Genomic DNA, 26,009 nt, shown 5'->3' with positions numbered 1-26,009 from the left:
CCTACTCCAGGGCGAGGCCCAAGGGGTCCTCCAATAGCCCGGCCAGGTGGCGGCAGAAGCGGGCGGCCTCCGCCCCGTCAATGAGGCGGTGGTCGTAGGTAAGGCTAAAGGGCATATAGAGCCGCGGCACGAAGGCCTCCTTCTCCGCATCCCAAACGGGCTTCATCTGGGAGCGGGAAACCCCTAGGATGGCCACCTCGGGCCAGTTGACGATGGGGGTGAAACCCACCCCGCCGATCCCGCCCAGGTTGGAGAGGCTAAAGGTACCCCCTTGCATCTCCTCGGGGGCGAGCTTGCGCTCCCTCGCCCTTTCGGAAACCTCCTGAAGCTCCCGGGCCAGGCGCAAAACCCCCTTCTGGTCCACGTCCCGGATTACCGGGACCAGGAGGCCGTGGGAGGTGTCCACGGCCACGCCGATGTGCACGTAGTCCTTGTAGATGACCTCGGCCTTTTCCGCATCTATGGAGGCGTTGAACTTGGGGAAGGCCTTCAAGGTGAGGGCCAAGGCCTTGAGGAGGAAGGCGGTGAGGGTGAGGCGGAAACCCCTTTCCTCCGCCTTCTTGGCGTAGCGCTTGCGCAAAGCCTCCAACTCGGTGATGTCCGCCTCGTCAAAGTGGGTGACCATGGGCACCTGGGCCCAGGCCTGGGCCATGGCCCTTAGGGTGGCCTTGCGCACCCCGCTCATGGGCTCGGTGCGCACCGGGCCCCACTTGGCGAAATCGGGCAGCTTGGGGGTAGGTGGGGTGGGGAGCACCTCCGCGGGCGCCTCCACAAGCCCCGCCGCCCGGCGCACGTCCTCCTCCGTGATGCGCCCGGCAAGGCCCGTCCCCCGCACCCGCAAAAGGTCCACCCCTAGCTCCCGGGCAAGCCGCCTTATGGAAGGAGCAGCGGGGATGAGACGGCGCTCCTCCGAAGGGAAGGCCTCCTGCAGCCTGGGCACCCCCGGGGAAGGGGCCTCCGGGGCTTGGGGCTTGGGGGAAGCGGAGGGTGCCCCCTCGGGTTCCTTAGCGGGCGGCTCCGCCCCGGCTTGGGCCTCGCCTTCCCCGGCAAGCTCCAAGAAGGGCTGGCCCGGGCGCACCTCGTCCCCCACCTTGACCAAAACCCGCTTCACCACCCCGCCCGCCTCCGCAGGCACCTCCATCACCGCCTTATCGGTCTCCAGCTCCAAGACCGGCTGGCCGGGGGCCACCTGGTCCCCTTCCTTGACCAGGACCCCCACCACCGTGGCCGCGCTCACGTTATCGCCCAACTGGGGAAGCCTAAGTTCCATGCCTCGCCTCCTAGCGCCTGTGGGGCGGCACTTCCTCTAGCTTAAGGCCTAGCTCCGCCCGCGCCTTTTCCAAGACCTCGGCCCCCACCTTGCCCTCCTCCTGGAGGAGGGCAAGGGCGGCGTAGGCGATATGCCTTGCGTCCACCTCAAAGAAGTCCCGGAGGGCCTCCCGGGTGTCCGAGCGGCCGAAACCGTCGGTGCCCAGGGCGCAGAAGGGCCGGTCCACGTAGTCCCGCACCAGGTTAGGCAGGGCCTTCAGGTAATCCGTGGCCGCCACCACCGGGCCCTCGTGCCCCTCCAGGACCGCCTTCACGTAGGGCTTCCGCGCCTTGCCGAGAAGCCGCCTCTCCCTTTCCGCCTCTATGGCGTCGTAGTACAGGGCCTTGTAGCTGGTGGCGCTCCAGACGTCCGCCACCACGCCGTATTGGGCGAGGAGCTCCTGGGCGCGGATAGTTTCGGGCAGGATGGGCCCTGCGCCCCACAGCTGCACCCTAGGGCCCTTCCCTTCCCCTTTCCGGAAAAGGTAAAGGCCCTTGAGGATCCCCTCCTTCACCTGCTCCCGGGGCTCGGGCATGGGGGGGTGGACGTAGTTCTCGTTCTCTATGGTGATGTAGTAGAAGACGTCCTCCCCTTTCCCGTACATGCGCGTAAGCCCGTCCTCCAGGATCACGGCGAACTCGTAGGCGAAGGCGGGGTCGTAGGCCAGGAGGTTGGGAGCGGCCAGGGCGTAGATATGGCTTTGGCCGTCCTGGTGTTGCAGCCCCTCCCCAAGAAGCGTGGTGCGCCCGGCGGTGGCCCCGAGGAGGAAGCCCCGCGTGCGCTGGTCGGCAGCGGCCCAGACCAGGTCCCCAATCCGTTGCAGGCCGAACATGGAGTAGGTGATGAGGAAGGGGATGGTGGGGATGCCCCAGTGGGCGTAGGCGGTGCCGGCGGCGATGAAGTCGGCCATGGCCCCAGCCTCGGTGATCCCCTCCTCCAGGATCTGGCCCTCCTTGCTCTCCTTGTAGGCGGTGAGGGTACCGGCGTCCACGGGGATGTAGAGCTGCCCCTGAGGGGAGTAGACGCCCACCTGGGCGATTAGAGCCTCCATGCCAAAGGTGCGGGCCTCGTCGGGGACGATGGGCACGATGAGCTTGCCGAGGGTGGGGTGGCGGAGGAGCTTGGCCAGGATGCGCACGAAGGCCATGGTGGTGGAGATCTCCCGTCCCCCAGAGCCCTCGTAGAACTCAAGGAAGAAGTCCTCCCCCGGCACCTCGAGGCCCCCCTGAAAGCGCACCCGCCTTTCGGGGAGGAAGCCGCCTAAGGCCATCCGCCTCTCCTTCAGGTAGCGCACCTCGGGGGAGTCCTCCCCGGGGTGGTAGTAGGGGAGGTCCTTGAGCTTCTCCTCCGGTATGGGGATGCCCAGGAAAGCCCTGGCCTCCTTAAGGTCCTCCTCCGTGAGCTTCTTCACCTGGTGGGCCACGTTCTTGGCCATGGCCGTGGGCCCCATGCCGTAGCCCTTGATGGTGCGGGCCAGGATGACCACGGGGCTTCCCTTGTGCTCCACCGCCGCCTTGTAGGCGGCGTAGATCTTCTTCAGGTCGTGCCCACCCCGGCTACGGGTGAGCTCGGTGAGCTCCTCGTCCGTCATCCCCTCAATGAGCCTCTTGAGCTCGGGGGTGTTGAAGAAGCGCTCCCTCAGCTCCTTGCCGCCAAAGGCGGCGTAGCGCTGGCTCTCCCCGTCCACCAAGGCCTCAAAGCGGCGGAGGAGGTGGCCCTCCTTGTCCTTGGCGATGAGGGCATCCCAGGCGGAGCCCCAGACGATCTTGATCACCCGCCAGCCCGCCCCCCGGTAAAGCCTTTCCAGCTCCTGGATGATCTTGGAGTTGCCCCGCACGGGCCCGTCCAGGCGCTGGAGGTTGCAGTTCACCACGAAGATCAGGTTGTCCAGGTTCTCCCGGGCGGCGAGGTGCAAGGCCCCCACGGTCTCGGGCTCGTCGTGCTCCCCATCCCCCAGGAAGGCCCAGACCTTGGCGGAGCTTTTGGGCTTGAGGCCGCGGTCCTCGAGGTAGCGCATGAAGCGGGCCTGGTAGATGGCCTGGATGGGTCCCAGGCCCATGGAAACCGTGGGGAACTCCCAGAAATCCGGCATGAGCCAGGGATGGGGGTAGCTGGAAAGCCCCCGTCCCCCGGGCACCGGGGGGTGGACCTCCCGCCGGAAGTTCTCCAGCTCCGCCTCGCTAAGCCTCCCCTCCAGAAAGGCCCGGGCGTAAATCCCGGGGGAAGCGTGCCCCTGGAAGAAGACCAGGTCCCGGTCCAACCCCGCCTCCGGACCCCGGAAGAAGTGGTTGAAGCCCACCTCAAAAAGCTCGGCGATGGAGGCGTAGGTGGAGATGTGCCCCCCGATGCCGTCCGCCTTCTGGTTGGCCCGCACAACCATCATGGCGGCATTCCAGCGGAGGATGTTGGCGATGCGCCGTTCCAGTTCCATATCCCCCGGGTAAGGGGGCTCCTTCTCCTTGGGGATGGTGTTCAGGTAGGGGGTGGAAAGGCGGTTTTGCGGGAAGTACCCCTGTAGGTAAAGGTACTCGTCCAAAAGGCGCAAAAGCTCCTCCACCCGCTCAAACCCCTCCACCTGGAGGACGTACTCCAAGGACTCCACCCACTCCCGGTTCTCCACCTCCAGGAAGCGGGCCCGCTCCTCCGGGGATAGGGCCATCCAGGCTTCCTTTAGCGCGCGCTCCGTCATGCTTCCCCCCTTTGGCGGCCAACTACACTACACCGACTCATTCCCCAGTCTGGGGCAAAGGGAACCGGATGTCCAATAGAAAGGTTCAGGGCAAGGTGATAAACTTTTCTTATCATGAACCTGCGCCGCCTAAGGCTCTTCCTCTTGTTGGCGGAAGAGGGGAATTTCCACAAGGCGGCGGAGCGGGCCTACCTCTCCCAGCCCGCCCTCTCCCAGCAGATCCAGGCCCTGGAACGGGAACTGGGGGTGCGGCTCCTGGAAAGGAAACCCTTCCGCCTCACCCCGGCGGGGGAGGTGCTCAAGGAGGAAGGAGGCCGCCTCCTCCTCGAGGTGGAGGCGCTCAAGGAAAAGGTGCGCCGGGCGGGTTGGCCAACCCTCCGCTTCGGGGTACCGGAAAACCTCCTCCCCGACCTCATGCCCCTTCTAGACCACCTACGCCGGGGGCTGGGCCAGGCGGTGGAGGTCCTGGAGATGCACACCCCCGAGCAGGTGAAGGCCCTGAAGGAGGGGCGGCTGGACTACGGCCTGGCCGGGCTCCGGGTGGAGGACCCGGCCATCGGGGAGGAGCCCCTCTTGAAGGTCCCCATCGTGGTCCTCCTCCCGGAAAGCCATCCCCTGGCCGCCAAGGAGCGGGTACCCCTGGCCGCCTTGAAGGAGGAACCCTTCTTGCTCCTTCCCAAAGAGGCCCTTCCCCCCCTGCACGAGGCCTTTATGGCGGTGTTCCGCCGGGCAGGGTTTACCCCCAAGGTGGCCCGGGAGGTGGCCCGTTTTCCCCAGGCGGTGAGCCTGGTGGCCGCCGGGGTAGGGGTCTACCTCACCCTGGCCCCTTACCGCATCTTTCCCCACCCCGGGACGGTGCTCAAACCCTTGGCCGAGGAGGCGTCCCTCCAGGTTTCCCTCATCTACCGCAAAAACCCACCCCCGCCCCGCTTGGAGGAGGTGCGGGAACTCCTAAAAGCCCTGGTCCTTTAGGCCTGGAGGCCGGGGGGTTCGCCTTCCCCCCAGCTCAGCTCCACCAGGCCGATGAGCTCCTCCACGGGTACGCCGTAGTCCCGGGAAAGGCGGGTGATCTCGTGCCCAAGCCGCCGGAGATGGGCCAGCTGGGCAGGGCTCGCCTCCTGAGCCAGATCCAAGAGCCAGGAGAGCAGGGTCTCTGCCTCCTCGTCCGTGAGGCCATCGGTCAGGGCCTCGTCCTCCAAAAGCAGGTGGGCTGGGTCTTCCCTCATCGCCTCCTTAGCGTCTCCTCCGGGCGCACCAGGCCGAGCCTGCGGGCTAGGGCCTCGAGGTGGGCGGGGTCCTGGGCCGCCGCCACCTGGGTCCTAAGCTCGGCCACCCGGGCCTCGGCCCGGGCGATGGCCTCCTCTAGCCTAGCCCTTTCCCCCGCCAAGCGGTAGGCCCGCACCCCCTCCTGGCCCAAAAGGAAAAGGGCATGGGCCACCCCCAGGGCGAAGACCAGGTGCAGGATGCGGTAGACGGGCCGCTCCAAGGTGGCCCCATTATACCCCGGCTGGGCGCTTGCGGTTTAGCCAGAACCCTCTCAAAATAAGAAGGAGAAGCTTGGCAAAAGTTCCTCCAGAAGAAGCGCCTTTGGGGCGGAAGTTGTGGATTATACTTGTTTAACCCCCCTTTCGGATATTCAATGCATACCCCCTTGACAAGCCAAAGGAAAAGGGGGCGCTTGGTGAGCTGTGGAAGAACACCAGACGCCCCCTTCCATCCTACCCCTGCCCCTGGAGGAACTGGTCCCCCTGCTCCAGGCATGGCTCCAAGCCCGCTTGCCAGAAGGGGAGAGAAAACCCGGCAGGCCCAGGACCTTCTCCGACCTCAGCCTCTTTCTCTTCCACCTGGTCCGCGCCCTCCTGGGCTTCTCCAGCGAACGCATGCGCCGGGAACTGGCCCGCAACCCTAGGCTCCGCAAGCGCCTCGGTCTAGAGCGCGTTCCCTCCTCTGCCACCCTCAGCGAGCGGAGCCGGAAGCTACCCTGGCCCCTCCTGCGGGGAGGGAAGCGGGTGGGCCGGGGGAGGCGGGTGCTGGCCATGGACGCCACCCTTCTCCCCGCCCAGAGGTCGGATGGGGAGGCGGCTTGGGGCGTGGGCTCGGATGGGGGCTGGGTTTATGGGTACAAGCTCCACCTCCTCGTGGACCTGGACACGGGGGAGGTGCTGGCCCTACGGGTGACCCCGGCCTCATGGCACGACTCCCCGGTGGGGCGGGGGATGCTCTGGGGGGTGGAGAGGTTTCCTGGGGAGAAGCCCCCCGTGGTGGTGGCGGACGCGGCCTACGAGGGGGAAGCCAACTTTCGGTTGACGAGGAGGCGAGGGATGCTTCTGGTGACGGGGCATAACCGGAGACGGGGAAGGCCAAAGGGGAGGGGGCGGCTTTTGAACCTGCGGCGGCGGGGGAGAGGTGCGTACCGGAGGCTTTTGGGGCGGCGGTGGGAGCTGGAGACGGTCTTTGGTCTGCTGAAGGGGCCGATGGGGCTGGTGGGGGCGGTGGGGAGGGTACGGGGGCTGAAGGCGGTGGCCCTGCAAGTGGAAGCTTGGGTGATGGCCTGGAGCGTGGTGGCCCAGCTTCTTGGGCAGGCGGGTCTGCCCATCACCCGGGTGTTGCGGGCGGTGGCGTGAGGTGAGTACGCAGGTGAATATCCGAAAAGGGGGTTGTTTAACATCGCTCAAGTGTTGCATTTGCACACACCCTACCCCCTTTCGGATATTCAATGCATACCCCTTGACAAGCCAAAGGAAAAGGGGCGCTTGGTGAGCTGTGGAAGAACACCAGACGCCCCCTTCCATCCTACCCTGCCCCTGGAGGAACTGGTCCCCCTGCTCCAGGCATGGCTCCAAGCCCGCTTGCCAGAAGGGGAGAGAAAACCCGGCAGGCCCAGGACCTTCTCCGACCTCAGCCTCTTTCTCTTCCACCTGGTCCGCGCCCTCCTGGGCTTCTCCAGCGAACGCATGCGCCGGGAACTGGCCCGCAACCCTAGGCTCCGCAAGCGCCTCGGTCTAGAGCGCGTTCCCTCCTCTGCCACCCTCAGCGAGCGGAGCCGGAAGCTACCCTGGCCCCTCCTGCGGGGAGGGAAGCGGGTGGGCCGGGGGAGGCGGGTGCTGGCCATGGACGCCACCCTTCTCCCCGCCCAGAGGTCGGATGGGGAGGCGGCTTGGGGCGTGGGCTCGGATGGGGGCTGGGTTTATGGGTACAAGCTCCACCTCCTCGTGGACCTGGACACGGGGGAGGTGCTGGCCCTACGGGTGACCCCGGCCTCATGGCACGACTCCCCGGTGGGGCGGGGGATGCTCTGGGGGGTGGAGAGGTTTCCTGGGGAGAAGCCCCCCGTGGTGGTGGCGGACGCGGCCTACGAGGGGGAAGCCAACTTTCGGTTGACGAGGAGGCGAGGGATGCTTCTGGTGACGGGGCATAACCGGAGACGGGGAAGGCCAAAGGGGAGGGGGCGGCTTTTGAACCTGCGGCGGCGGGGGAGAGGTGCGTACCGGAGGCTTTTGGGGCGGCGGTGGGAGCTGGAGACGGTCTTTGGTCTGCTGAAGGGGCCGATGGGGCTGGTGGGGGCGGTGGGGAGGGTACGGGGGCTGAAGGCGGTGGCCCTGCAAGTGGAAGCTTGGGTGATGGCCTGGAGCGTGGTGGCCCAGCTTCTTGGGCAGGCGGGTCTGCCCATCACCCGGGTGTTGCGGGCGGTGGCGTGAGGTGAGTACGCAGGTGAATATCCGAAAAGGGGGCACACACCCTATGTATACTGGAATTGAAAGGAAGGAGGAGCCATGCCAAGGACCAAGGAAAGGGAAAACTATCGGGCGCGGCTAAAAGCGGTGGGGTTGCGGCACACCTTGCCCCGGGAGCGTATCCTAAGCTTCCTGGACCGGAAGAACGTCCACCCCACCCCGGAGGAGCTCTACCAGGGCCTGAAGAAGCGGGGCTACGATATCGGCCTTTCCACCGTTTACCTGAACCTGCACGTCCTGCGGGAGCACGGCCTCATCTACGAGTTCAAGGATCCCAAGGGCTACACCCGGTACGACGGGTACAACGAGCCCCACCTGCACCTGGTCTGCACCTCCTGCGGCAAGGTGGAGGACCTCCTGCTGAAGAACCTGCCCGAGCTGGACCTCGAGCCCGCCCTCAAAGCGGCCGCCGAGCGCACGGGCTGGGCCCTGGAGGGCTTCCGCCTGGAGTTCCGGGGCAAGTGCCCAAACTGCCAGGGCTAAGGGAGGCGGCTTAAGGGCCCGGGGGATTCCCCGGGCCCCGTTTACCCTTGGGCCAAGGTTTCCGCCAGGCGCAGGACGGTCCGCACCCCGAAGCCCGTCCCCCCTTCCGGCCCCAGGGCGTGGGCCTTCTTGGCAAAAGCGGGCCCGGCGATGTCCAGGTGGACCAGGGGCACCTTCACGAACTCCGCCAGAAAAAGGGCCGCGGTGATGGCCCCGCCGTTTCGGTCCCCCACGTTCTTCAGGTCGGCCACGGGGCTTTTAAGCTTCTCCCGGTAGGCCTTTTCCAAGGGCATGGGCCAGACCTTCTCCCCAGCCTCCTCCGCCGCCTTCCGCACCTTTTCCCCAAAGTCCGCTTCCGTGGCGAAAAGGGCCGCCACCTCCTCCCCCAAGGCCACCACCGCCGCCCCCGTGAGGGTGGAAAGCTCCAGGATGCGCTCGGCCCCTTGCCGCTCCGCATAGGCCAGGGCGTCCGCCAGGGTGAGGCGCCCTTCGGCGTCGGTGTTCATCACCTCCACGGTCTTGCCGGAAAGGGTCTTGAGCACATCCCCCACCCGGTAGGCCCGGCCCGAGATCAGGTTCTCGCAGGCGGCCACATAGCCCCACAGCTCTAAGGGAAGGCCGAGGAGGGCCGCCGCCTTAAAGGCCCCGAGCACCGCCGCCGCCCCCGCCATGTCCGACTTCATGGTGACCATGCTCTCCGTGGGCTTTAGGGAGTAGCCCCCGGAGTCAAAGGTGAGGCCCTTGCCCACCAGGTCCAGCCTCCCCTTGGCCCCTTCCGGGCGGTAGCGGAGGCAAATAAAGCGGGGCGGGTTTTCCGAGCCTTGCGCCACCGCCAGGAAAGCCCCCATGCCCAGCTCCCGGATGGCCTTTTCGTCCAGGACCTCCACCTCCACCCCAAGCGCCCTTAGGGAGAGGGCCGCCTCCGCCAGGGCCTCGGGGGTGAGGAGGTTTGGGGGCTCGTTCACCAGGTCGCGGGCGAAGTAAACCCCTTCCGCCACCTTTCTCGCCCGCGCCAACGCCTCGGGCTCGGCGCCGCAAAGCTCCAAGGCCAAGGGCTTTTCCTCCTTCTCCGTCTTGTGGCGGGTGTAGCGGTAGGCTCCCAAATAGAGCCCTTCCGCCAAGGGATAGGTTTCCGCCACCTCCTCCACAAGTACCCGGGGGAAGGATAGCCGCCCGAGGACCTGGGCAAGCCGGCCCCCAGCCGCCCTCAGGTCCTCCCCCAGGGCGAAGAGGAGGACATGCCCTTCCGGCGTGGCGAGGAGGAGGTGGTCCCCCGCCTCCTTAAGCCCCGCCCCCTTCCAGGACCGGCGCAGAAGCCCGCCCAAACGGGCGTCCAGGGCCTCCCCTTGGGGCAAAAGGGCTCCTTTGTGCACGAAGGCCACCTTCAAGGGTGCTTCCGCTTCCAGAAAGCTTGCCTGGCTAGCGCTTAGGGTGATCACGCCTAGGGTTATACCACGCCGCCCGTGGCAGAATGGGAAGGATGCGCTTCTTGCTCTTGGCCAAACCGGCGGCCCTGGGGGGGCTGCGGCCCTCGAGGGCGTGATGATGAAGGCCCCCTGGGCCTGGGCCCTGGCGGTCCGGCTCCCGAACGGCCAAATCCACGTGGAGCGCCACGAGGAGCCTGCCCTCACCGAGCGCTACCCTTTAGCCCGCCTCCCCCTCCTCCGCGGGGTGGTGGCCCTCTTGGACGCCCTTTCCGTGAGCTACCGGGCCCTGGCCCGGAGCGCCGAGCTTGCGGGGGAGGAGGAGATGCCCAAGGGGGCGCTTTGGGGCACCGTGGCCTTTAGCCTCCTTTTGGGCATCGCCCTCTTCATCGTCCTGCCCGGCTTCCTCTCGGGGCTCTTGGTAGACCCCGCCCGCCACCCGGTGCTGTACAACCTCCTGGCGGGGCTCCTCAAGGTAGGCATCCTTTTGGGCTACCTCGGTTTCATCGGCCGCATGCCGGAGATCCAGCGCTTTTTCATGTACCACGGGGCGGAGCACAAGGCCATCCACGCCTACGAGAAGGGGCTTCCCCTCACCGTGGAGAACGTCATGGCCCAGCCCCGCTTCCACCCCCGGTGCGGCACCACCTTCTTGGCCTTCGTCATCGTGGTTTCCGTGCTGGTCTACAGCCTCATCCCCGCCCCCGAGGTGCTCTGGTGGCGCCTTCTGGCCCGGGTCCTCTTCCTGCCGGTGGTGGCCGCCTTGGCCTTTGAGCTCCTCTACTTCTCCGCCCGGCACGATGACCCCCTTTCCCGGGCCCTCAGGAACCTGGGCTTCCGCTTCCAGGCCCTCACCGTGGCCGAGCCCACCCCGGAGATGGTGGAGGTGGCCCTGAAGAGCACGGAGGCGGCCCTGGGGGAAAAGGTGGTGGCATGAAGAAGCGCGTCCTGGTGGCCATGTCCGGGGGGGTGGACTCCTCGGTCTCCGCCTACCTCCTCAAGGAGGCGGGCTACGAGGTGGTGGGGGCCATGATGCGCTTCTGGCCCGAGGAGCCCCCCCGCCCCACCCTGGACCCCGGGGGGGCCAGGGCCTGGGAGAGCTGCTGCACCCCCGACGCCGCCTACGAGGCCCGGCGGGTGGCCGACCTCCTGGACATCCCCTTCTACCTCCTGGACTACCGGGAGGTCTTCGCCCAGGAGATCATCCAGCCTTTCCTGCGGGACTACGCCCGGGGGCGCACCCCCAACCCCTGCGCCCGGTGCAACACCTTCGTGAAGTTTGGCGCCCTCCTCAAGCAGGCCCAAAGGCTGGGGCTGGACTATGTGGCCACGGGGCACTACGTGCGCCGGGAGGGCGAGGCCCTCCTCCGGGGCCTAGACCCCCACAAGGACCAGAGCTACTTCCTCTGGGGCACCCCCAAGGAGGCCCTGCCCCACCTCCTCTTCCCCGTGGGGGGCCTCACCAAGCCGGAGGTGCGGGCCATTGCCGAAAAGGCAGGCCTCCCCACGGCCAAAAAGCCCGAGAGCCAGAACCTGTGCTTCGTGGCCGGGGACCTGAAGTCCTTCCTCCGGGAAAACCTGGCCACCCGCCCCGGCCCCCTGGTGGACGCCCTCACCGGGGAGGTGGTGGGGGAGCACGGGGGGGCAAGCCTCTACACCCTGGGCCAGCGCAAAGGGCTTGGGCTCTACCACAGCCACCTGGAGCGGTACGTGGTGGGGGTGGACCCGGAGGCCAACGTGGTCTACGTGGGACCCAAGGAGGCGGCCCTGTGGGGGGGCCTCGAGGGCGAGGCGCTGAACCTTCTGGCCGAGCTCCCCGAGGAGGTGGAGGTGCAGGTACGCTACCGCACCCCCCCGGTGCGGGCCCGGGTGGAGTCCCTGGCCCCCCTGCGCCTCCGCTTCCAGACCCCCGTCTTCGCCGTGGCCCCGGGGCAGAGCGCCGTCCTCTACCAGGGGGAGAGGCTTATTGGAGGCGCGGTGATCCGTCAGGGGCTTTACAACGCGGCGGGCCTTGACCTGGGCCTGAAGGGGAGGGCCTTGACCTTCTCCTGACAAAGGGCTGGCAGAGTACGGGTGGGAGGTTTGGAGATGAAGAAGCAAGCGGTCCTCTTGGCGGTCCTGAGCCTGGCCGGGGCGGCTTTGGCCCAGATCCGGGCCGATGGCTCCTCCACCGTCTACCCCATCACCCAGGCGGTGGCGGAGGAGTTTGTGACCCGAAACCCCCAGGTGAGGATCTCCGTGGCCTTCTCCGGCACCGGGGCGGGGTTCCAGAAGTTCTGCCGGGGGGAGACGGACGTCCAAAACGCCAGCCGGCCCATCCGCAAGTCGGAGCTGGAGGCCTGCCAGAAGGCGGGAATCCAGTTCATTGAGATCCCCGTGGCCTACGATGCCCTCTCCATCCTGGTGAACCGGCAGAACACCTGGGCCCAGTGCCTGACCACCGCCCAGCTCAAGTCCATCTGGGAGCCCAACGCCAAGGTGAACTACTGGAAGGACCTGAACCCCGCCTGGCCCAACCGCCGCATCGTCCTCTTCGGGGCGGGCACGGACTCTGGCACCTTTGACTACTTCACCGAGGCCATCATGGGCCGGGCTGGTTCCATCCGCAAGGACTACTTCCCCTCCGAGGACGACAACGTGATCATGCGGGGGGTCACGGGCAACCCCTACGCCATGGCCTTCGTGGGCTTCGCCTACTACGAGGAGAACAAGGACAAGGTCCGGGCCCTGGCCGTGGACGGGGGCAAGGGGTGCGTGGCTCCCAGCCGGGATAGCGTGCTAAACGGCACCTACCTGCCCCTCTCCCGGCCCCTTTTCATCTACGTGAACCTGAAGAGCCTGGAGCGCAAGGAGGTGCGGGACTTCGTGGACTTCTACCTCTCCCCCGCCGCCCGGCGGGCCATCCGCTCCACGGGGTACGTGGAGCTGCCCGACGAGGCCTACCGCATCGGCCAGGGCCTGGTGGCCCGCAAGAAGACGGGGAGCTTCTTCACGGACCTGCCCCCTGGCACCCCCCTGGCCAAGTTCATTGAGGAGCTGCGGAAGGAAGTGCAGTAGCCCCGCTGACCCCTGGGGGTGGGGGAGTTTCCCCCACCCCCTTAGAATGGGAAAGGCATGGAGATCCTGAAGCAAAGGCCCTCGAGGAACCCCAAGGAGGTGCTCACCTTCGCCCTCCTGGTCTTCCTCTCCTCCATCACCCTCCTCACCACCCTGGGGGTGATCCTGAGCCTGGTAGGGGACGTGGCCCAGTTCTTCCGCCGGGTGCCCCTCACGGAGTTCCTCTTCGCCCCCGAGTGGACCCCCCTCTTCGCCGACCCCCGCTACGGCATCAGCCCCCTCATCGCCGGGACCTTCCTGGTCACCCTCATCGCCCTCCTGGTGGCCGTGCCCCTGGGCCTGGCCCTGGCCATCTACCTCTCGGAGTACGCCTCCGGGGCCGCCCGGGCCCGCATCAAGGGCACCCTGGAGCTCTTTGAGGGCATCCCCACCGTGGTCTTCGGCTACTTCGCCCTGCTCTTCGTCACCCCCCTGCTGCAACGGGTCATCCCTGACCTGAACATCTTCAACCCCCTCTCCGCCGGGCTGGTGATGGGCTTCGCCATCATCCCCTACATCTCCAACGTGGCCGCCGACGCCATGGAGTCCGTGCCCCGCTCCATCCGCGAAGCCGCCTACGCCCTGGGGGCCAGGCCCTACGAGGTGGCCCTGCGGGTGGTCTTCCCCGCGGCCATCTCGGGCATCATCGCCGCCATCATCCTGGCCACCAGCCGGGCCATCGGCGAGACCATGATCGTGGCCATCGCCGCCGGCCAGCGGCCCATCCTCACCCTGGACCCGCGGGAGACCATCGCCACCATGACCAGCTACATCGTCCAGGCGGCCACCGGGGACCAGCCCACCGGCTCCACCGGCTTCTACGCCCTCTTCGCCGTGGGCTTCACCCTCTTCCTCCTGACCCTCTTCCTCAACATCCTGGCCCAGTACGTGGTGGAACGCTACCGGGAGCGATATGAATAGGACCCTATCCTCCCCTTCCCCCGAAGCCTTCGGCACCGACCCCTGGAAGACCCGCATTGACCGGACCTTCGCCCGGGCCCTGGTCCTGCCCCTGGTGCTGGCCATCGGCCTCCTCGTCCTCCTCCTGGGGGACACCCTCTACCGAAGCGTCTCCGTGCAGGTGGTGCGGGCGGACGAGGGCCCCGGCAGGACCTACCCCTTCGGCCTCGCCGCCACGGAGGTCCTGCGGCAGGAGCTTCTGGCCCGGGGGTACACGGAGGAGGAGGCCCGCTCCCTGCTCCAAGACCCCACGGAACGGCGGGTCCTCTTCCTGCAGAACCGGGTGGAGCTCATGTGGAACACCCAGGAAGGCCCCTTCCGCTACGTGGTCACCGGCCTTAGGGACGAGCGCGTGGCCGACTTCTCCCTCCTGGAGGGCCTGAGGCGCTGGGAGGAGCTCAAGGCCGGCCTGGGGGAAGGGGAGCGGCTTGTCCTCAACCCCTGGCTGGACCAAAGCTTCCTCACCCGCACCCCCTCCCGCTCCCCCCTCACCGCGGGGATTGGGGTGGCCATCTGGGGTACGATCTGGGTCCTCTCCCTAGCCCTCCTCATCGCCATCCCCGTGGGCATCGGCACGGCCATCCTCCTGGAGGAGTACCTGCGGGAGGGCACCCTAAACCGCATCCTCGAGGTCAACCTGCGCAACCTGGCCGGGGTGCCCTCCATCGTCTACGGGCTTCTGGGCCTGGCCATCTTTGTGCGGGAGATGGGCCTGGGGCCCACCATCCTCTCCGCTGCTCTGACCCTGGGGCTTCTTGGCATCCCGGTGATCGTGGTAACCGCCCGGGAGTCCCTGCGGGCCGTGCCCGAGTCCCTGCGCCAGGCGGCCTTCGCCCTGGGGGCCACCCGGCGGCAGGTGGTCTTCCGGGTGGTGGTGCCCGCGGCCCTGCCGGGGATGGTCACCGGGGTCATCCTCTCCGCCGCCCGCCTGATCGGCGAGGCCGCCCCTCTCCTCCTGGTGGGGGCCGCCGCCTACGTGCCCTTCTACCCCACGGGGCCCCTGTCGGAGTACACGGTGATCCCCGTGCAGATCTACCTCTGGGTCTCCATGAACATCCCCGAGTTCGCCCGGGTGGCGGCAGCAGGGATATTGGTCATGCTCCTGGTGCTCTCGGGCCTCTACTTCCTGGCCCTCTACCTGAGGAACCGCTTTAGGAGGGAATGGTGAGTCTGGAAATGCTCAAGGAACACGAGACGGTGCGCACCGCGCCCGTCTCCGAGGCCGAGGCCCTGGTGGACGTGCGGGGCCTGAGCCTCTGGTACGGTAAGAAGCAGGCCCTTTACGACATCTCCGTGCGCTTCCCCCGGAACCAGGTCACGGCCATCATCGGCCCCTCGGGGTGTGGGAAAAGCACCCTCCTGCGCTCCCTCAACCGCATGAACGACCTGGTACCCGGGGTACGGGTGGAGGGGGAGGTCCTCTACGAGGGGGTGAACATCTACGACCCCCGGGTGGACCCGGTGGCCGTGCGGCGGCACATCGGCATGGTCTTCCAGAAGCCCAACCCCTTCCCCAAGACCATCTTTGAGAACGTGGCCTTCGGCCTGCGGCTCATGGGGGTCAAGGGCAGCGAGCTGGAGGACCGGGTGGTGGAGGCCCTGAAGCGGGCCGCCCTGTGGAACGAGGTGCAGGACCGCTTCAAGAAGGAAAGCGGCCTCAGGCTCTCCGGCGGGCAGCAACAGCGGCTTTGCATCGCCCGGGCCATCGCCGTGGAACCCCCCCTCCTCCTCATGGACGAGCCCACCAGCGCCCTAGACCCCATCGCCACCCAGGCCATTGAGGACCTCATCCTGGAGCTGAAGGAGCGCTACACCGTGGTCATCGTCACCCACAACATGCAACAGGCGGCGCGGGTTTCCGACCGCACCCTCTTCATGCACCTGGGGGTCCTTGTGGAGGAAGGCCCCACCGACCTCCTCTTCACCAAGCCCAAGCACCCCTACACCGAGGCCTACATCACGGGCCGCTTCGGCTAAACTCTAGGGCATGTCCGCCCTTGGCCTCCTCTTCCTCACCCTCTTCAACAGCGTCCTAGGGCTTTCCCTCCTCTTCCCCATCCTGGGGCCTTTGGGCAGGGAGCTGGGCCTGAGCGAGGTCCAGGTGGGCCTCTTCTCCACGGGGTATGCCCTCATGCAGTTCCTCCTCGCCCCCTACTGGGGCAAAAGGAGCGAAAGGGGCAGGAAGCCCGTGCTCCTTTTGGGCATCCTGGGCTTTGCCCTTAGCTTCCTCCTCTTTGGCCTCTTCGCCCTCTTGGGGCAGGAGGGCCTCCTTTCCCCAAGCCTCCTTTTCCCCCTCCTCCTCCTCGCCCGGCTCCTGGGCGGGGCCTTTAGCTCCGCCACCCTGCCCACGGCCCAGGCCTACGTGGCGGACGTCACGGGCAGGGAAAACCGCACCGCCGGCATGGCCCTTTTGGGGGCGGCCTTTGGCCTGGCGGTGATCCTGGGGCCGGCTTTGGGAGCGGGGCTTGCGGCCCTTTTGGGGCTTTTGGCCCCGGTTTTCTTCGCCAGCGCCATCGCCCTCCTCAACGCCCTCTTTGTGGCCCTTACCCTCCCCGAGTCCCGGCCCCACGGGGCCAGGGCAGGGGGAAGCCTCTCCCCCTTTGACCCCCGGGTATTCCCCCTCCTCCTCCTGGGCCTGGCCTTGAACCTCTCGGGGGTGGCCCTAGAGCAGACCATCGCCTTCTACTTCCAAGACCGCCTGGGCCTAAGCGGGGTGGAAACCGCCCGCCGGGTGGGGATGGCCCTGGTGCTCTATGGGCTCGTGGCGGTCCTTATCCAGGGCTTTTTGGTGCGGAAGCTTTCCTGGCCCCCCAAAACCCTCCTCCTTCTGGGGCTTCCCGTGGGGATTTTGGGGTTTTCCCTGTTGGTGGTGGCCCACACCTTTCCCCTCCTCGCCCTAGGCCTCGCCCTGCAGGGGGCGGGGGCGGCCCTGGCGGGCCCGGGGGTCACGGCGGCCCTTTCCCTGGCGGTGGGGGAGGGGGAGCAGGGGCTCGTGGCGGGGTTAAATAGCGCCGCCCAGGCCCTGGGGCGGATGCTGGGGCCCCTTTTGGGCACGGGGCTTTACCGCCTCATGCCCGAGGCCCCTTACCTGCTTGGGGCGGGCCTTTTGGGGCTTTCCCTCCTTTTCCTCCCCGCCCTCTTTCGGCGGGTGCGGCTCTGATGCGGCTTCTCCTTTTCCGGCAAAAGAACTTCCGTAACCTGGTCTTCACCGCCCTCCACCCCCCCCAGGGGCTTTTCGCCCTGGTGGGGGGGAATGCCCAAGGAAAGACGGGGCTTCTCTGGGCCATCCACCTGGCCCTCGGGGGGAGGTGCGGGCCACCTTGGGCGACCTGGTGCGCTTTGGGGAGAAGGAGGCCTGGCTCTTCGCCGAGGTGGAAACCGAGCTCGGGGTCTTCCGGGTGGAGCAGCGCCTCGGCCCAGAGGGGAGGGCGGTTTTCCTGAACGAGAAGGCCGTGAGCCTAAAGGCGCTTTGGGAGCTTCCCGGTTCGGTCCTGGTCTCCCCGGAGGATGTGGAGGTGGTCTTGGGGGCCAAGGAGGAGCGGCGGGGCTTCCTGGACCGGCTCATCGGCCGCTTTTCCCGCCGTTACGCCGCCCTCCTCTCCGCCTACGAGAAGGCCTTGCGGCAACGGAACGCCCTTTTGAAAACGGGAGGGGAGGGCCTCGAGGCCTGGGACCTTGAGCTCGCCCGCTACGGGGAGGAGATCATGGCCCTCCGCCGCCGCTTTCTCGGGCGCTTTTTGCCCATCTTCCGGGAGGTGCACCGGAGCTTGGCCCCCGGGGAGGCGGGGCTTATCCTGGAGGAGACGGTGCAGGGTAGCTTCTTGGAGGCCTTGGCCGAGCGGCGCGGGGAGGAGAGGGAACGGGGGCAGACCCTTGTAGGCCCCCACCGGGACGACCTGGTGGTCCTCCTGGAGGGCCGCCCCGCCCACCGCTTTGCCAGCCGCGGGGAGGCCAAGGCCCTGGCCTTGGCCCTGCGCCTGGCGGAGCACCGCCTCCTTTGGGAACACCACGGGGAGGCACCCCTCCTCCTGGTGGACGAGTGGAGCGAGGAGCTGGACGTGGCGAGGAGGCAGGCGGTCCTGGCCTATGCCCAAAGGCTTCCCCAGGCGGTTTTGGCGGGACTATGGGCCCCGGAAGGCGTCCCCGTGTGCACCATGGAAGGGGGGGTGGTGCTATGCCCTGGCGGCTAAAAGACCTTGTGCCCGAGGCCTTGAAGAAGGCGGGGGGCAAGGAGAAGCTCAAGCGGGGGCTGGTGCTTGCCGCCTGGAAGGAGGTGGTGGGGAAAGAACTCGCCCAGCTCACCGAGGCGGTGGGCCTCGAGGGGAATACCCTTTGGGTGCGGGTGGCGGACCCCCTCACCGCCCACCAGCTCACCTATAGCCGCCTCGCCCTCCTCCGCCGCTACGAGGAGCGCTTTCCTGGAATGGTCCGGGAGATCCGCTTCCTGGTGGGCCCCTTGGAAACCCCGCCCCCACCTCCCCCCAAGCCCCCGGAAAACCCCGAGGCGGCGCGCCGGGCGCTCAAGGTGGCCCAAGAAGCCCCGCCCGAGCTTCGGGAAAAGGTGGCCCGGGCCGCCCTCGCCCTCTTCGCCCGCCAAAGGGGAACCCCTTGCCCCATCTGCGAGGCGCCAAGCGAACAACACCCTTGCCCCACCTGCCGCCGCCTTTTGGAAAGCCCTGCCGTGCGCAAGGAGGCGGAAAGGCTAAGCCGGGGGCAAGCCGCCCGCCTGGAGGGGGAGGCGCTCCTTGCGGCAAAGCACCTGGCCCGGGAGCGGCTTCTCGCCGAGATGCGGGAGCTCTACCCCGAGGCCTTGCGGGAACGGAGCCTGATACCCCTCCTGCGGGACCTCGCCCGCCGCTACCAGGGCCTTTTTCCCCTCGAGGCCCTACCCGAAGGGGTGCGAAGCCTCCTTTCCAAGGAAACGTGAAGCCCCGGCCCAGGCCGGGGCTAGGTGGTGGGCGGCAGAGGATTTGAACCTCTGGCCTCTCGCTTGTAAGGCGAGCGCTCTGACCAGCTGAGCTAGCCGCCCATGGTGACCCCAGGGGGAATCGAACCCCCGTTTCGGCCTTGAGAGGGCCGCGTCCTGACCGCTAGACGATGGGGCCCTAAACGCCAAGCCTGGAAGAGCCTTCCAGGCCCGCTTACCCAGTCTAGGACCTACCCACCCACCCTTCAAGCCCCCTCTACAATGGGGCCATGAAGATCTACACCAAAACCGGCGATGCGGGGGAAACCGGCCTCTATGGGGCCGAGCGGGTGGTGAAGGCCCACCCCCGCGTGGAGGCCTATGGCACCGTGGACGAGGCCAACTCCGCCATCGGCCTGGCCCGGAGCCTTCTCCCGAAGGAGCACCTGGACTTGCAGGACCTTCTGGAACGAGTGCAGAACGCCCTCTTTGACCTAGGGGCGGACCTGGCCACCCGCATGGGAAGCCCCTACGAGAAAAACATCGCCCGCATGGACGCCGAGGACGTGGAGGCCTTGGAAAGGGCCATTGACCGCTACATGGAAGAAAGCCCTCCCTTCACGGGCTTCATCCTGCCCGGGGGGCACCCGGCGGCGGCGGCCCTGCACCTGGCCCGCACCGTGGTGCGCCGGGCAGAGCGCAAGGTGGTGGCCCTAAGCCGGGAAGAACCCGTGAACCCCGAGGCCATCCGCTACCTGAACCGGCTTTCCGACCTGCTCTTCGTCCTGGCCCGGGTGGTGAACGCCCGCACGGGGGTGCGGGAAGAGGCCTGGCTCGTCAAGAAGCGGCGCTAGGGCCAAGGCTTGCCGTAGACCCGTACCTCGGCCCCGGGAAAAGCGGTCTGGAGAAGCTCCTTTAGGAAGGCGGCGGCGGAGGGCAGAAGCCCCCGCAAGGGCCCTCCATGTAGAGGAAGAGGTAGCGGGGGCGCCTGGGGGACTGGGAGAAGCCCAAGCAACCCTCGTACTCGGGGAAGTACTCGTAGAAAAGCTCCAAGAGGTCCTGGACCAGGTCCTTGGCCTCGGGCAGGGCCTCTATGGAGCTCAAGGGCTTCACCCAGAAGGTCATGACCTTCATCCTTTCCCATTATGGGGCTTGACCCGAGGGGCAGGGATGATATCATAATAATGTATGATTGAGGTCAAAGGCCTCACCAAGGCCTACCGCTCCCACCTGGCCGTGCGGGAGCTTTCCTTCCACGTGAACCCAGGGGAGGTCTACGCCCTGTTGGGCCCCAATGGGGCGGGCAAGACCACCACCTTGCGGATGCTGGCCACCTTGGTGAAGCCCACGGCGGGCACGGCCCGGGTGGCGGGGTTTGACGTGGGGCGGGAGTCCCTCGCCGTGAGGCAAAGGCTTGGGCTCGTCAACGGGGGCATGCGCGTCTACGAGCGCCTCACCGGGCGGGAGGTTCTGGCCTTTTTCGCCGGTTTTTACGGCCTCGAGGGCCACGCCTTCCGCAAGGCCCTGGACTGGGTGGCGGGGCTTTTGGGGATGGAGGAGGCCCTGGACAAAAAGGTGATGGAGATGTCCACGGGCATGCAGCAGAAGGTGGTCATCGCCCGGGCCATCCTGCACCGCCCCCCGGTCCTCCTCCTGGACGAGGCCACGGCGGGGCTAGACGTCTTCGCCCGGCGGGCCCTTTTGGACTTTGTCAAGGCCTACCGGGACCTGGGGAACACCCTGGTCTACTCCACCCACGTGATGGCCGAGGCGGAGGAGGTGGCGGACCGGGTGGGCTTTTTGCACCAGGGCCGCCTGGTCTACGAGGGCACCAAGGCCGAGGCCCTGGCCCTGGGCGAGGGGAGCCTGGAGCGGGCCTTTATCCGGATGGTGAAGGGGGCGGCATGAAGGGGATTTACCGCATCCTCTGGAAGGAACTCGTCCAGGTCTTTCGGGACCGGAAGCTCGTCTTTTCCACCTTGGTCCTGCCCGTGCTCCTCATGCCCGTCTTCATGTTCGGGCCGAGCCTGGTCCTAAACCGCCTCATGCAAGGGGCGGCGGAAAAACGGCAGGAGGTGGCAGTGGCCGGGCTTCCGGAAGAGGCGCTTTCCGCCCTCCGCCAGGCCAACCTGGCCCCGGTGGCCGTGGCGGACCCGGAACGGGCGGTGCGGGAGGGGAAGTACCCCGCCGGGGTCCTTTACCGGGAGGGCGTCTATCGGGTCTATGCCCGCCTCTCCGGGGGGCTCACGGAGGGGCAGGTGGTGGCGGGTAAGGTGCAAGGCGCCCTAGCGGCCCTCAAGGAGGCCAAGGTGGCCGAGGCCTTGGCAGGGCGAGGCGTGCCCCTAGAGGTCCTCCAGCCTTTTCGGGTGGAGCTTTTGGACGCCTCCCCCGAGCGGGAAAAGGCCGGGGGGCTTCTGGGCTTCCTCCTCCCCTTTTTTCTGGTGGTCTTCGTCCTCTCCGGCGGGCAGGTGGTGGCGGTGGACGCCACCGCCGGGGAGAAGGAGAAGGGTACCCTCGAGGCCCTCCTCATGGCCCCTGCACCCCTTTGGCAGGTGGCCTTGGGCAAAACCCTGGCCACGGTGGTCATGGCCCTGCTTTCCGGGACGGCGGGGCTTTTAGGCCTGGCCTTGGGCGGGGCCCTGGCCGCCCGCTATGGCGGGGGCCTTCTCACGGAAACGGGCCAGGCGGTGGCGCTGGGAGGGCGGGTGGTCCTGGACGGGGCCAGCTTTTTGGCCCTCTTCCTTTCCGCTCTCCTCCTCGCCCTCTTCATGGGGGCGGTGATGGTGGGCCTAGGGCTCTACGCCCGGAGCTACAAGGAGGCGCAAAGCTACCTGGCCCCCCTGCAGCTGGTCGCCCTCTTACCCTTGCTCTTCCTGCAGTTTAGGGGCTTCTTGGAGCTGGAAACCTGGCACCACCTCCTTCCCCTTTTCAACGTGGCCCTCCTCATGGACGCCCTCCTCAAGGGAACGGCCACCTTGGGGCAGGCTGCCCTCACCTGGACCTCCACCCTGGTCTACGCCGCCTTGGCCCTGGGCTTTTCCGTACGGGTTTTCGCCCGGGAAGAGGTGGTGTTCAGGAACTAGAAAGGAGCGGGTATGCGCGAGGTTAAGGAGTTTCCGGCGTGGCGGGTTAGCGGCTTCTTGGGCCTTTTCCTCCTCCTTTTGGCCCTCCTTTGGCTAGGGTGGGCGGGGTACGGCCTGGTAAGCGAAAGGGCGCCCGCCTACCTCTGGCACCTCCTCCCCGCCCTTCTTGCGAGCGGCCTCCTCTTGGCCGGCCTCTTCACCCTCCAGCCCAACGAAGGGGTGGTGTTGGTCTTCTTCGGCCGCTACGTGGGGAGCGTGCGGGAAGAGGGCTTCCACTTCGCCAACCCCTTGGCCAAGCGGCAACGGGTTTCCCTGCGGGTCCGCAACTTCACCTCGGAGCGGCTCAAGGTGAACGACGCCCAGGGAAACCCCATTGAGATCGCCGCCGTGGTGGTCTGGCGGGTGGTGGACACGGCCAAGGCCCTCTTCCAGGTGGAGAACTACGAAGCCTTTGTGGCCATCCAAGCCGAGGCGGCCATCCGCGCCCTGGCAAGCCGCTACCCCTACGACGCCGAGGGCCGCTCCCTGCGGGGAAACCCCGAGGAGGTGGCCGAGGAGCTAAAGGCCGAGGTGGAGGAGCGCTTAAGGGTGGCGGGGGTAGAGGTCCTGGAGGCCCGGCTCACCCACCTGGCCTACGCCCCCGAGGTGGCCCAGGCCATGCTGAGGCGGCAGCAGGCCCTGGCGGTGATTGCGGCGCGGAGACTCATCGTGGAAGCGGCGGTGGAGATGGTTAAGGAGGCCCTGGCGGGCCTCGAGGCCCAAGGCCTCGCCCTGGACGAGGAAAGGCGGGCGGCCATGGTGAACAACCTCATGGTGGCCTTGGTGGCCGAGGCCCAGGCCCAGCCCGTGGTGAACGTGGGCACCTTGTACGCCTAAAGGAGCGGGGTGAAGGAGGCGAAGAAGCGCTTTCTGCTACGCCTGGACCCGAGGCTTTACCGGGTTCTGGAGAAATGGGCCCAGGATGAGCTAAGGAGCGTGAACGCCCAGATAGAGTACCTCTTGAAGGAGGCGGCCAAAAAGGCGGGGAGGTGGAAGGATGAGGCTGGAGCCCAGGAGGGAAGGGAACCCTAGGCGGTTTTTCCTTGGGCTTTTGGCCCTGGCCCTCCTCCTCCACGCCTTGGCCCTTTTCCTCTTCGCCCAAGAAGACCCGGAAGGCCTTCCCCTCTTTGCGGCGCTCCTCCTCTTGGAGTTGCCCCTAACGGCGGCCCTCCTCTACGCGGTTTCCCGCCTTCCGGAACGCTTTTACTACGAGCTAGAAGGCCCCACGCTTGCCGTGCACCTCCCCTTTGGCCGGCGGGTGGTCCACGTGGGGGAGGTGGAGGCGGTGCGCCCCTGGCGCTACGCCCTTCCCTGGTGGACCTGGAAGGGGGAGGTGGCCATGCCCGGCTACCACCGCAGGCGGCTTCGGCTCCTGGGCCGCCCCGCGGAGGCCCTGGTGGGGGCGAGGCGGGGAGAGGGGGTTTTGCTCCTCATGAAGGATGGCACCGCCCTGCTCCTGAACCCCCTAGACCCCAGGCCCCTCCTCTTCTGGAAGGAGAGGGCATGAAGGCCCTTTACTGGAACCTGGGGCTTTCCTGGGGGCTTTTCCTCGCCTACCACCTCCTTGGGGGCAGGTGGGGGAGCTCCTCTTGGGAAAGCGCCCTTTTCGGGGTCCTCTACATGTGGGTCCCGGGGCTTTTAGCCCTTCGCTTCGCCCAAAAGGAGGGCCTGAAGCTTCCCCTAACCTTCCGGCCCAACCGCTTTTGGCTTTTCGCCTGGCTTTACCCCCTGGCCTTGGCCCTCCTTTCCATCCCCTTAAGCCTCCCCTTCGCCCCTTGGCGGGAGCTTGCCGAGGCGTTGCCCCCGGGGCTTTCCCTGGGTTGGGTGCTCGCTTCCGCCCTCCTGGCGGGGGCCACGGTGAACCTCCTCGCAGCCTTGGGGGAGGAGCTCTTTTGGCGGGGCTACCTTTGGGAAAGGCTCCGGGAGCGGGGGTTTTGGCCGGCCACGCTGGAAATCGGGTTCTACTGGGGGCTTTGGCACGCTCCCCTCGTCCTCGCCGGGCACAACTACCCCCACGAGCCCCTCCTGGGCGTGCCCGCCATGATCCTCTTCGCCCTCCTCCTCACCCCCGCCCTCCTCGGGGTACGGGAAAAGGGGGGTATCTGGGCGGCGGCCCTCCTCCACGGCACCCTGAACGCCGTGGCGGGGCTTCCCTTCCTCCTCCTGGAGCGCACCCACGACCTCCTGGTGGGGGTGGTGGGGCTTCCGGGGTTCTTTCTCATGGCCCTCTTCAACCTCTGGCTCCGGAGGCGGGTATAGTCAGGGGGATGCGCTTCCTGGTGCTCACGGGGCTTTCTGGGGCGGGGAAGACCACGGCCAAGGGGTTTTTGGAGGACCTCGGCTACTTCATGGTGGACAACCTTCCCCCAAGCCTCTGGAAACCCCTTTTGGAGGAGCTCGCCGCTAGGGGGATAGAACGGGCCGGGGTGGTGCTGGACGCCCGGGCCCTCCCCTTCTTCGCCGAGCTGGAGGAGGCCTTGGCGGCGCTTAGGCCGGTGGTGGTCTTCCTCGAGGCCCGCCCCGAGGTGCTCCTAAGGCGCTACAACCTCACCCGCCGCCTCCACCCCTTGGGGGCGGGGAACCTCATGCGGGAGATAGAGGAGGAACGGAAGGCCCTGGGGAACCTCAGGGCCCAGGCCCACCTGGTCCTGGACACCTCCGAGCTCTCCCCGCGGGCGCTTAAGGAGGCCCTGGTGCGCTTTTTGGGGGAGGAGGCGGGCTTCACCCTGCGCCTCCTCTCCTTCGGCTTCAAGTGGGGGCCACCCCCGGAGGCGGACCTGGTCCTGGACGTCCGCCCCTTCCCCAACCCCCACTACGACCCCGCCCTCAAGCCCAAAAGCGGCCTGGACCCCGAGGTGAAGGCCTACGTCTTCCGGGAGGACCTGGAGGCCTATTACCGCGCCCTCCTCACCGTGGCGGGCCTAGCGGCGGAAGGGGCGAAGGCGGAGGGGCGGGCCTTTTACACCGTGGCCGTGGGGTGCACCGGGGGGCGGCACCGGAGCGTGGCGGTGGCGGAGAGGCTAGCGGAGGAGCTTTCGGGCCGCTTTCGCGTGGAGGTGACCCACCGGGATGTGGCGAAGGAGGCTTAGCCCCCCCTCCCTGCGCTGGCTTTACCCGGGGATGCGGGTGAAGCGCTTCGCCCTCCTCGCCCTCCTCGGGGTCCTCCTCTTCGGGCTTGGGCTCGCCGAACTCCTACCCTCCTTGGGCCTACAGGGCCCCTGGCCCTGGGGCCTCCTCCTTGGGGGGCTCTTCCTCGGGGTCCTGGGGATCTGGACCATGAACCGGAGCATGCTCTCCGCCTTCACCGAGCCCGAGGAGGTGCCGGAAAGGGTCTACGTGCGCCGAAGGCTGGAACAGGGCCCCAAGGTGGTGGCCTTCGGGGGAGGGACGGGGCTATCCCGCATCCTCCGGGGCCTCAAGGAGCACACCGCCCGCACCACTGCCCTCGTGGCGGTGACGGATGACGGGGGCTCCACGGGGCGGCTCCGCCTCTCCTATGGCCTGCCGGCGGTGGGGGACCTGGTGGACTGCCTCGCCGCCCTTTCCGACCACCCTGCCCTTCCCGAGCTCCTCGGCTACCGCTTTGACCGGGGGGAGCTTGGGGGGCACACCTTCGGCAACCTCTTCCTGGTAACCCTCTTTGAGGTGGCGGGGGACTTCGCCGAGGCGGTGCGGAAGGCCAACGCCATCCTGAACCTTAGGGGCCAGGCCCTCCCCGCCACCCCCGAGGCGGTGCGCCTTAGGGCGCGCTTCCAGGACGGGGCGGAGGTGGTGGGGGAGGTAGCCATCCGGGAAAGGCGGGGGCGGATCCGGGAGGTCTTCCTGGAACCCGAGCCGGAGGAGGTGATGCCGGAGGCCCTGGAGGCCATCGCCCGGGCAGAGCTTCTGGTCCTGGGGCCAGGGAGCCTCTACACGAGCGTCATCCCGAGCTTCCTGCCCAAGCCCCTCAAGAAGGCGCTCCTGGAGGCCAAGGCTCCCCTCGTCTACGTGGTAAACCTCATGACCGAACCCGGGGAGACGGACGGCTACACCGCCTACGAGCACTACAAGGCGGTGGCCTACCACCTGGGGCGGAGGCCCGAGGTGGTCCTGGTCCACACCGCCCCCATCCCGGAGGAGGTCCTAAGGCGCTACGCCGCGGAGGGCCGCTACCCCGTGCCCTTTGACCCGAGGCCCTTCGCCGCCGATGGGGTGCGGGTCCTCACGGGGGACTTCCGGGAAGAGGGCCCCTTGGCCCAACACGACCCCAAGAAGGTGGTGCAGGCCCTTCTAAGCCTGGTATAAAG

The 26,009-nt window shown here is 67.4% G+C and carries 25 protein-coding genes, 2 tRNA genes and 3 pseudogenes; 22 read left to right on the top strand and 8 right to left on the bottom strand.

All coding sequences use genetic code 11. From position 1 onward, the window contains the following. Position 1: 1 nt before the first annotated feature. Entirely contained in the window at positions 2 to 1,270 is a 1,269-nt protein-coding gene (locus A0O31_RS05820; protein WP_071677053.1) for a 2-oxo acid dehydrogenase subunit E2, read from the bottom strand. 10 nt (positions 1,271 to 1,280) lie between these two features. Beyond that, the gene (aceE, locus tag A0O31_RS05815) at positions 1,281 to 3,998 is read right to left on the bottom strand and encodes a pyruvate dehydrogenase (acetyl-transferring), homodimeric type (RefSeq protein ID WP_071677052.1); all 2,718 of its coding nucleotides are present in this window, start codon (positions 3,996 to 3,998) and stop codon (positions 1,281 to 1,283) included. 114 nt (positions 3,999 to 4,112) lie between these two features. Here aceE and A0O31_RS05810 point away from each other — a divergent pair, with 114 nt between their 5' ends. Beyond that, complete coding sequence (locus A0O31_RS05810) at positions 4,113 to 4,970, top strand: LysR family transcriptional regulator (protein ID WP_071677051.1); 858 nt, start codon at positions 4,113 to 4,115, stop codon at positions 4,968 to 4,970. Here A0O31_RS05810 and A0O31_RS05805 read toward each other — a convergent pair. Continuing rightward, positions 4,967 to 5,224: a hypothetical protein gene (locus tag A0O31_RS05805; RefSeq protein WP_071677050.1), complete on the bottom strand. Its 258-nt coding sequence runs from the start codon at positions 5,222 to 5,224 to the stop codon at positions 4,967 to 4,969. The two genes, A0O31_RS05810 and A0O31_RS05805, sit on opposite strands and share 4 nt — an antisense overlap. Further along, complete coding sequence (locus A0O31_RS05800) at positions 5,221 to 5,484, bottom strand: septum formation initiator family protein (RefSeq protein WP_071677049.1); 264 nt, start codon at positions 5,482 to 5,484, stop codon at positions 5,221 to 5,223. The genes A0O31_RS05805 and A0O31_RS05800 overlap by 4 nt, the downstream gene beginning before the upstream one ends. Positions 5,485 to 5,686: 202 nt before the next feature. Here A0O31_RS05800 and A0O31_RS05795 point away from each other — a divergent pair, with 202 nt between their 5' ends. From A0O31_RS05795 to A0O31_RS05785, 3 genes are all read left to right on the top strand, one after another. Continuing rightward, positions 5,687 to 6,622, top strand: a complete 936-nt coding sequence (locus A0O31_RS05795; RefSeq protein WP_071676838.1) for a transposase — start codon at positions 5,687 to 5,689, stop codon at positions 6,620 to 6,622. A 132-nt stretch (positions 6,623 to 6,754) separates the two neighbouring features. Further along, entirely contained in the window at positions 6,755 to 7,696 is a 942-nt protein-coding gene (locus A0O31_RS05790) for a transposase (RefSeq protein ID WP_071677931.1), read from the top strand. 75 nt (positions 7,697 to 7,771) lie between these two features. Continuing rightward, positions 7,772 to 8,215, top strand: a complete 444-nt coding sequence (locus A0O31_RS05785; protein ID WP_071677048.1) for a Fur family transcriptional regulator — start codon at positions 7,772 to 7,774, stop codon at positions 8,213 to 8,215. 41 nt (positions 8,216 to 8,256) lie between these two features. Here the strand turns inward: A0O31_RS05785 and A0O31_RS05780 are convergent, their stop codons facing one another. Beyond that, positions 8,257 to 9,654, bottom strand: coding sequence for a leucyl aminopeptidase (locus A0O31_RS05780; protein WP_071677047.1), 1,398 nt, complete (start codon positions 9,652 to 9,654; stop codon positions 8,257 to 8,259). Positions 9,655 to 9,686: 32 nt separating this feature from the next. On the opposite strand from A0O31_RS05780, the pseudogene A0O31_RS05775 reads away from it, so the two are divergent. From A0O31_RS05775 to A0O31_RS05735, 9 genes and pseudogenes are all read left to right on the top strand, one after another. Beyond that, positions 9,687 to 10,576, top strand: a pseudogene (locus A0O31_RS05775) (DUF1385 domain-containing protein). After that, on the top strand, positions 10,573 to 11,691 hold the full coding sequence (gene mnmA / locus A0O31_RS05770) for a tRNA 2-thiouridine(34) synthase MnmA (RefSeq protein ID WP_018110992.1): 1,119 nt from the start codon (positions 10,573 to 10,575) through the stop codon (positions 11,689 to 11,691). Before A0O31_RS05775 ends, mnmA begins: the two are co-directional and overlap by 4 nt. 36 nt (positions 11,692 to 11,727) lie before the next feature. Then, positions 11,728 to 12,696, top strand: coding sequence for a PstS family phosphate ABC transporter substrate-binding protein (locus A0O31_RS05765; protein ID WP_018110993.1), 969 nt, complete (start codon positions 11,728 to 11,730; stop codon positions 12,694 to 12,696). Between the two features lie 57 nt (positions 12,697 to 12,753). Further along, positions 12,754 to 13,656 (top strand): phosphate ABC transporter permease subunit PstC, encoded by a 903-nt coding sequence (gene pstC, locus A0O31_RS05760; protein ID WP_018110994.1) that lies wholly within the window; start codon positions 12,754 to 12,756, stop codon positions 13,654 to 13,656. Further along, positions 13,649 to 14,863, top strand: coding sequence for a phosphate ABC transporter permease PstA (gene pstA / locus A0O31_RS05755; RefSeq protein WP_018110995.1), 1,215 nt, complete (start codon positions 13,649 to 13,651; stop codon positions 14,861 to 14,863). Before pstC ends, pstA begins: the two co-directional genes overlap by 8 nt. Next, positions 14,857 to 15,672, top strand: a complete 816-nt coding sequence (gene pstB / locus A0O31_RS05750) for a phosphate ABC transporter ATP-binding protein PstB (protein WP_071677045.1) — start codon at positions 14,857 to 14,859, stop codon at positions 15,670 to 15,672. The genes pstA and pstB overlap by 7 nt, the downstream gene beginning before the upstream one ends. Before the next feature lie 10 nt (positions 15,673 to 15,682). Then, complete coding sequence (locus tag A0O31_RS05745) at positions 15,683 to 16,855, top strand: MFS transporter (RefSeq protein ID WP_071677044.1); 1,173 nt, start codon at positions 15,683 to 15,685, stop codon at positions 16,853 to 16,855. Beyond that, positions 16,855 to 17,885 (top strand): annotated as a pseudogene (gene recF / locus A0O31_RS05740) (DNA replication/repair protein RecF). Before A0O31_RS05745 ends, recF begins: the two are co-directional and overlap by 1 nt. Then, the gene (locus tag A0O31_RS05735; RefSeq protein WP_071677043.1) at positions 17,870 to 18,622 is read left to right on the top strand and encodes a DciA family protein; all 753 of its coding nucleotides are present in this window, start codon (positions 17,870 to 17,872) and stop codon (positions 18,620 to 18,622) included. The pseudogene recF and the gene A0O31_RS05735 overlap by 16 nt, the downstream one beginning before the upstream one ends. Positions 18,623 to 18,647: 25 nt before the next feature. On the opposite strand, the gene A0O31_RS05730 is transcribed toward A0O31_RS05735, so the two are convergent. Together A0O31_RS05730 and A0O31_RS05725 are read right to left on the bottom strand one after the other, a co-directional pair. After that, positions 18,648 to 18,724, bottom strand: a tRNA-Val gene (locus tag A0O31_RS05730). 1 nt (position 18,725) lies between these two features. After that, a tRNA-Glu gene (locus A0O31_RS05725) sits at positions 18,726 to 18,800 on the bottom strand. Between the two features lie 91 nt (positions 18,801 to 18,891). On the opposite strand from A0O31_RS05725, the gene A0O31_RS05720 reads away from it, so the two are divergent. Next, on the top strand, positions 18,892 to 19,455 hold the full coding sequence (locus A0O31_RS05720; RefSeq protein WP_071677042.1) for a cob(I)yrinic acid a,c-diamide adenosyltransferase: 564 nt from the start codon (positions 18,892 to 18,894) through the stop codon (positions 19,453 to 19,455). Here the strand turns inward: A0O31_RS05720 and A0O31_RS05715 are convergent. Further along, positions 19,452 to 19,735, bottom strand: a pseudogene (locus A0O31_RS05715) (hypothetical protein). The gene A0O31_RS05720 and the pseudogene A0O31_RS05715 sit on opposite strands and share 4 nt — an antisense overlap. A 54-nt stretch (positions 19,736 to 19,789) precedes the next feature. On the opposite strand from A0O31_RS05715, the gene A0O31_RS05710 reads away from it, so the two are divergent. Genes A0O31_RS05710 through A0O31_RS05675 form a run of 8 tightly spaced genes read left to right on the top strand, consistent with a single transcriptional unit; the run spans position 19,790 to position 26,007 of the window. Beyond that, on the top strand, positions 19,790 to 20,509 hold the full coding sequence (locus A0O31_RS05710) for an ABC transporter ATP-binding protein (RefSeq protein WP_071677041.1): 720 nt from the start codon (positions 19,790 to 19,792) through the stop codon (positions 20,507 to 20,509). After that, entirely contained in the window at positions 20,506 to 21,684 is a 1,179-nt protein-coding gene (locus tag A0O31_RS05705; RefSeq protein ID WP_071677040.1) for an ABC transporter permease, read from the top strand. Before A0O31_RS05710 ends, A0O31_RS05705 begins: the two co-directional genes overlap by 4 nt. 12 nt (positions 21,685 to 21,696) lie before the next feature. Beyond that, on the top strand, positions 21,697 to 22,560 hold the full coding sequence (locus tag A0O31_RS05700; RefSeq protein WP_071677039.1) for an SPFH domain-containing protein: 864 nt from the start codon (positions 21,697 to 21,699) through the stop codon (positions 22,558 to 22,560). Positions 22,561 to 22,569: 9 nt separating this feature from the next. Beyond that, positions 22,570 to 22,755 (top strand): type II toxin-antitoxin system antitoxin, encoded by a 186-nt coding sequence (locus tag A0O31_RS05695; protein WP_071677038.1) that lies wholly within the window; start codon positions 22,570 to 22,572, stop codon positions 22,753 to 22,755. Next, the gene (locus A0O31_RS05690) at positions 22,721 to 23,230 is read left to right on the top strand and encodes a hypothetical protein (protein ID WP_071677037.1); all 510 of its coding nucleotides are present in this window, start codon (positions 22,721 to 22,723) and stop codon (positions 23,228 to 23,230) included. The genes A0O31_RS05695 and A0O31_RS05690 overlap by 35 nt, the downstream gene beginning before the upstream one ends. Next, entirely contained in the window at positions 23,227 to 23,982 is a 756-nt protein-coding gene (locus A0O31_RS05685; protein ID WP_071677036.1) for a CPBP family intramembrane glutamic endopeptidase, read from the top strand. The genes A0O31_RS05690 and A0O31_RS05685 overlap by 4 nt, the downstream gene beginning before the upstream one ends. Positions 23,983 to 23,990: 8 nt before the next feature. Then, the gene (rapZ, locus tag A0O31_RS05680) at positions 23,991 to 24,812 is read left to right on the top strand and encodes an RNase adapter RapZ (RefSeq protein ID WP_071677035.1); all 822 of its coding nucleotides are present in this window, start codon (positions 23,991 to 23,993) and stop codon (positions 24,810 to 24,812) included. Next, positions 24,793 to 26,007, top strand: a complete 1,215-nt coding sequence (locus A0O31_RS05675; RefSeq protein ID WP_071677034.1) for a gluconeogenesis factor YvcK family protein — start codon at positions 24,793 to 24,795, stop codon at positions 26,005 to 26,007. Before rapZ ends, A0O31_RS05675 begins: the two co-directional genes overlap by 20 nt. The last annotated feature ends 2 nt before the right edge of the window (positions 26,008 to 26,009 follow it).

The organism is Thermus brockianus (assembly GCF_001880325.1).
Taxonomy (GTDB): Bacteria; Deinococcota; Deinococci; order Deinococcales; family Thermaceae; genus Thermus; species Thermus brockianus.
The sequence above is the reverse complement of the archived record's forward strand: the minus strand, read 5'-3'. Positions and strand labels throughout refer to the sequence as shown.

Excerpts from the sequence above, each read along its gene's own strand:
- pstA (WP_018110995.1), top strand. The coding sequence starts at position 13,649 with ATGAATAGGACCCTATCCTCCCCTTCCCCCGAAGCCTTCGGCACCGAC.
- A0O31_RS05735 (WP_071677043.1), top strand. The coding sequence starts at position 17,870 with ATGCCCTGGCGGCTAAAAGACCTTGTGCCCGAGGCCTTGAAGAAGGCG.
- A0O31_RS05700 (WP_071677039.1), top strand. The coding sequence starts at position 21,697 with ATGCGCGAGGTTAAGGAGTTTCCGGCGTGGCGGGTTAGCGGCTTCTTG.
- A0O31_RS05820 (WP_071677053.1), bottom strand. The coding sequence starts at position 1,270 with ATGGAACTTAGGCTTCCCCAGTTGGGCGATAACGTGAGCGCGGCCACG.
- A0O31_RS05685 (WP_071677036.1), top strand. The coding sequence starts at position 23,227 with ATGAAGGCCCTTTACTGGAACCTGGGGCTTTCCTGGGGGCTTTTCCTC.
- A0O31_RS05690 (WP_071677037.1), top strand. The coding sequence starts at position 22,721 with ATGAGGCTGGAGCCCAGGAGGGAAGGGAACCCTAGGCGGTTTTTCCTT.
- A0O31_RS05710 (WP_071677041.1), top strand. The coding sequence starts at position 19,790 with ATGATTGAGGTCAAAGGCCTCACCAAGGCCTACCGCTCCCACCTGGCC.
- A0O31_RS05810 (WP_071677051.1), top strand. The coding sequence starts at position 4,113 with ATGAACCTGCGCCGCCTAAGGCTCTTCCTCTTGTTGGCGGAAGAGGGG.
- A0O31_RS05805 (WP_071677050.1), bottom strand. The coding sequence starts at position 5,224 with ATGAGGGAAGACCCAGCCCACCTGCTTTTGGAGGACGAGGCCCTGACC.
- A0O31_RS05720 (WP_071677042.1), top strand. The coding sequence starts at position 18,892 with ATGAAGATCTACACCAAAACCGGCGATGCGGGGGAAACCGGCCTCTAT.
- mnmA (WP_018110992.1), top strand. The coding sequence starts at position 10,573 with ATGAAGAAGCGCGTCCTGGTGGCCATGTCCGGGGGGGTGGACTCCTCG.
- A0O31_RS05785 (WP_071677048.1), top strand. The coding sequence starts at position 7,772 with ATGCCAAGGACCAAGGAAAGGGAAAACTATCGGGCGCGGCTAAAAGCG.
- pstB (WP_071677045.1), top strand. The coding sequence starts at position 14,857 with ATGGTGAGTCTGGAAATGCTCAAGGAACACGAGACGGTGCGCACCGCG.
- pstC (WP_018110994.1), top strand. The coding sequence starts at position 12,754 with ATGGAGATCCTGAAGCAAAGGCCCTCGAGGAACCCCAAGGAGGTGCTC.
- A0O31_RS05675 (WP_071677034.1), top strand. The coding sequence starts at position 24,793 with ATGTGGCGAAGGAGGCTTAGCCCCCCCTCCCTGCGCTGGCTTTACCCG.
- A0O31_RS05745 (WP_071677044.1), top strand. The coding sequence starts at position 15,683 with ATGTCCGCCCTTGGCCTCCTCTTCCTCACCCTCTTCAACAGCGTCCTA.
- A0O31_RS05765 (WP_018110993.1), top strand. The coding sequence starts at position 11,728 with ATGAAGAAGCAAGCGGTCCTCTTGGCGGTCCTGAGCCTGGCCGGGGCG.
- rapZ (WP_071677035.1), top strand. The coding sequence starts at position 23,991 with ATGCGCTTCCTGGTGCTCACGGGGCTTTCTGGGGCGGGGAAGACCACG.
- aceE (WP_071677052.1), bottom strand. The coding sequence starts at position 3,998 with ATGACGGAGCGCGCGCTAAAGGAAGCCTGGATGGCCCTATCCCCGGAG.
- A0O31_RS05705 (WP_071677040.1), top strand. The coding sequence starts at position 20,506 with ATGAAGGGGATTTACCGCATCCTCTGGAAGGAACTCGTCCAGGTCTTT.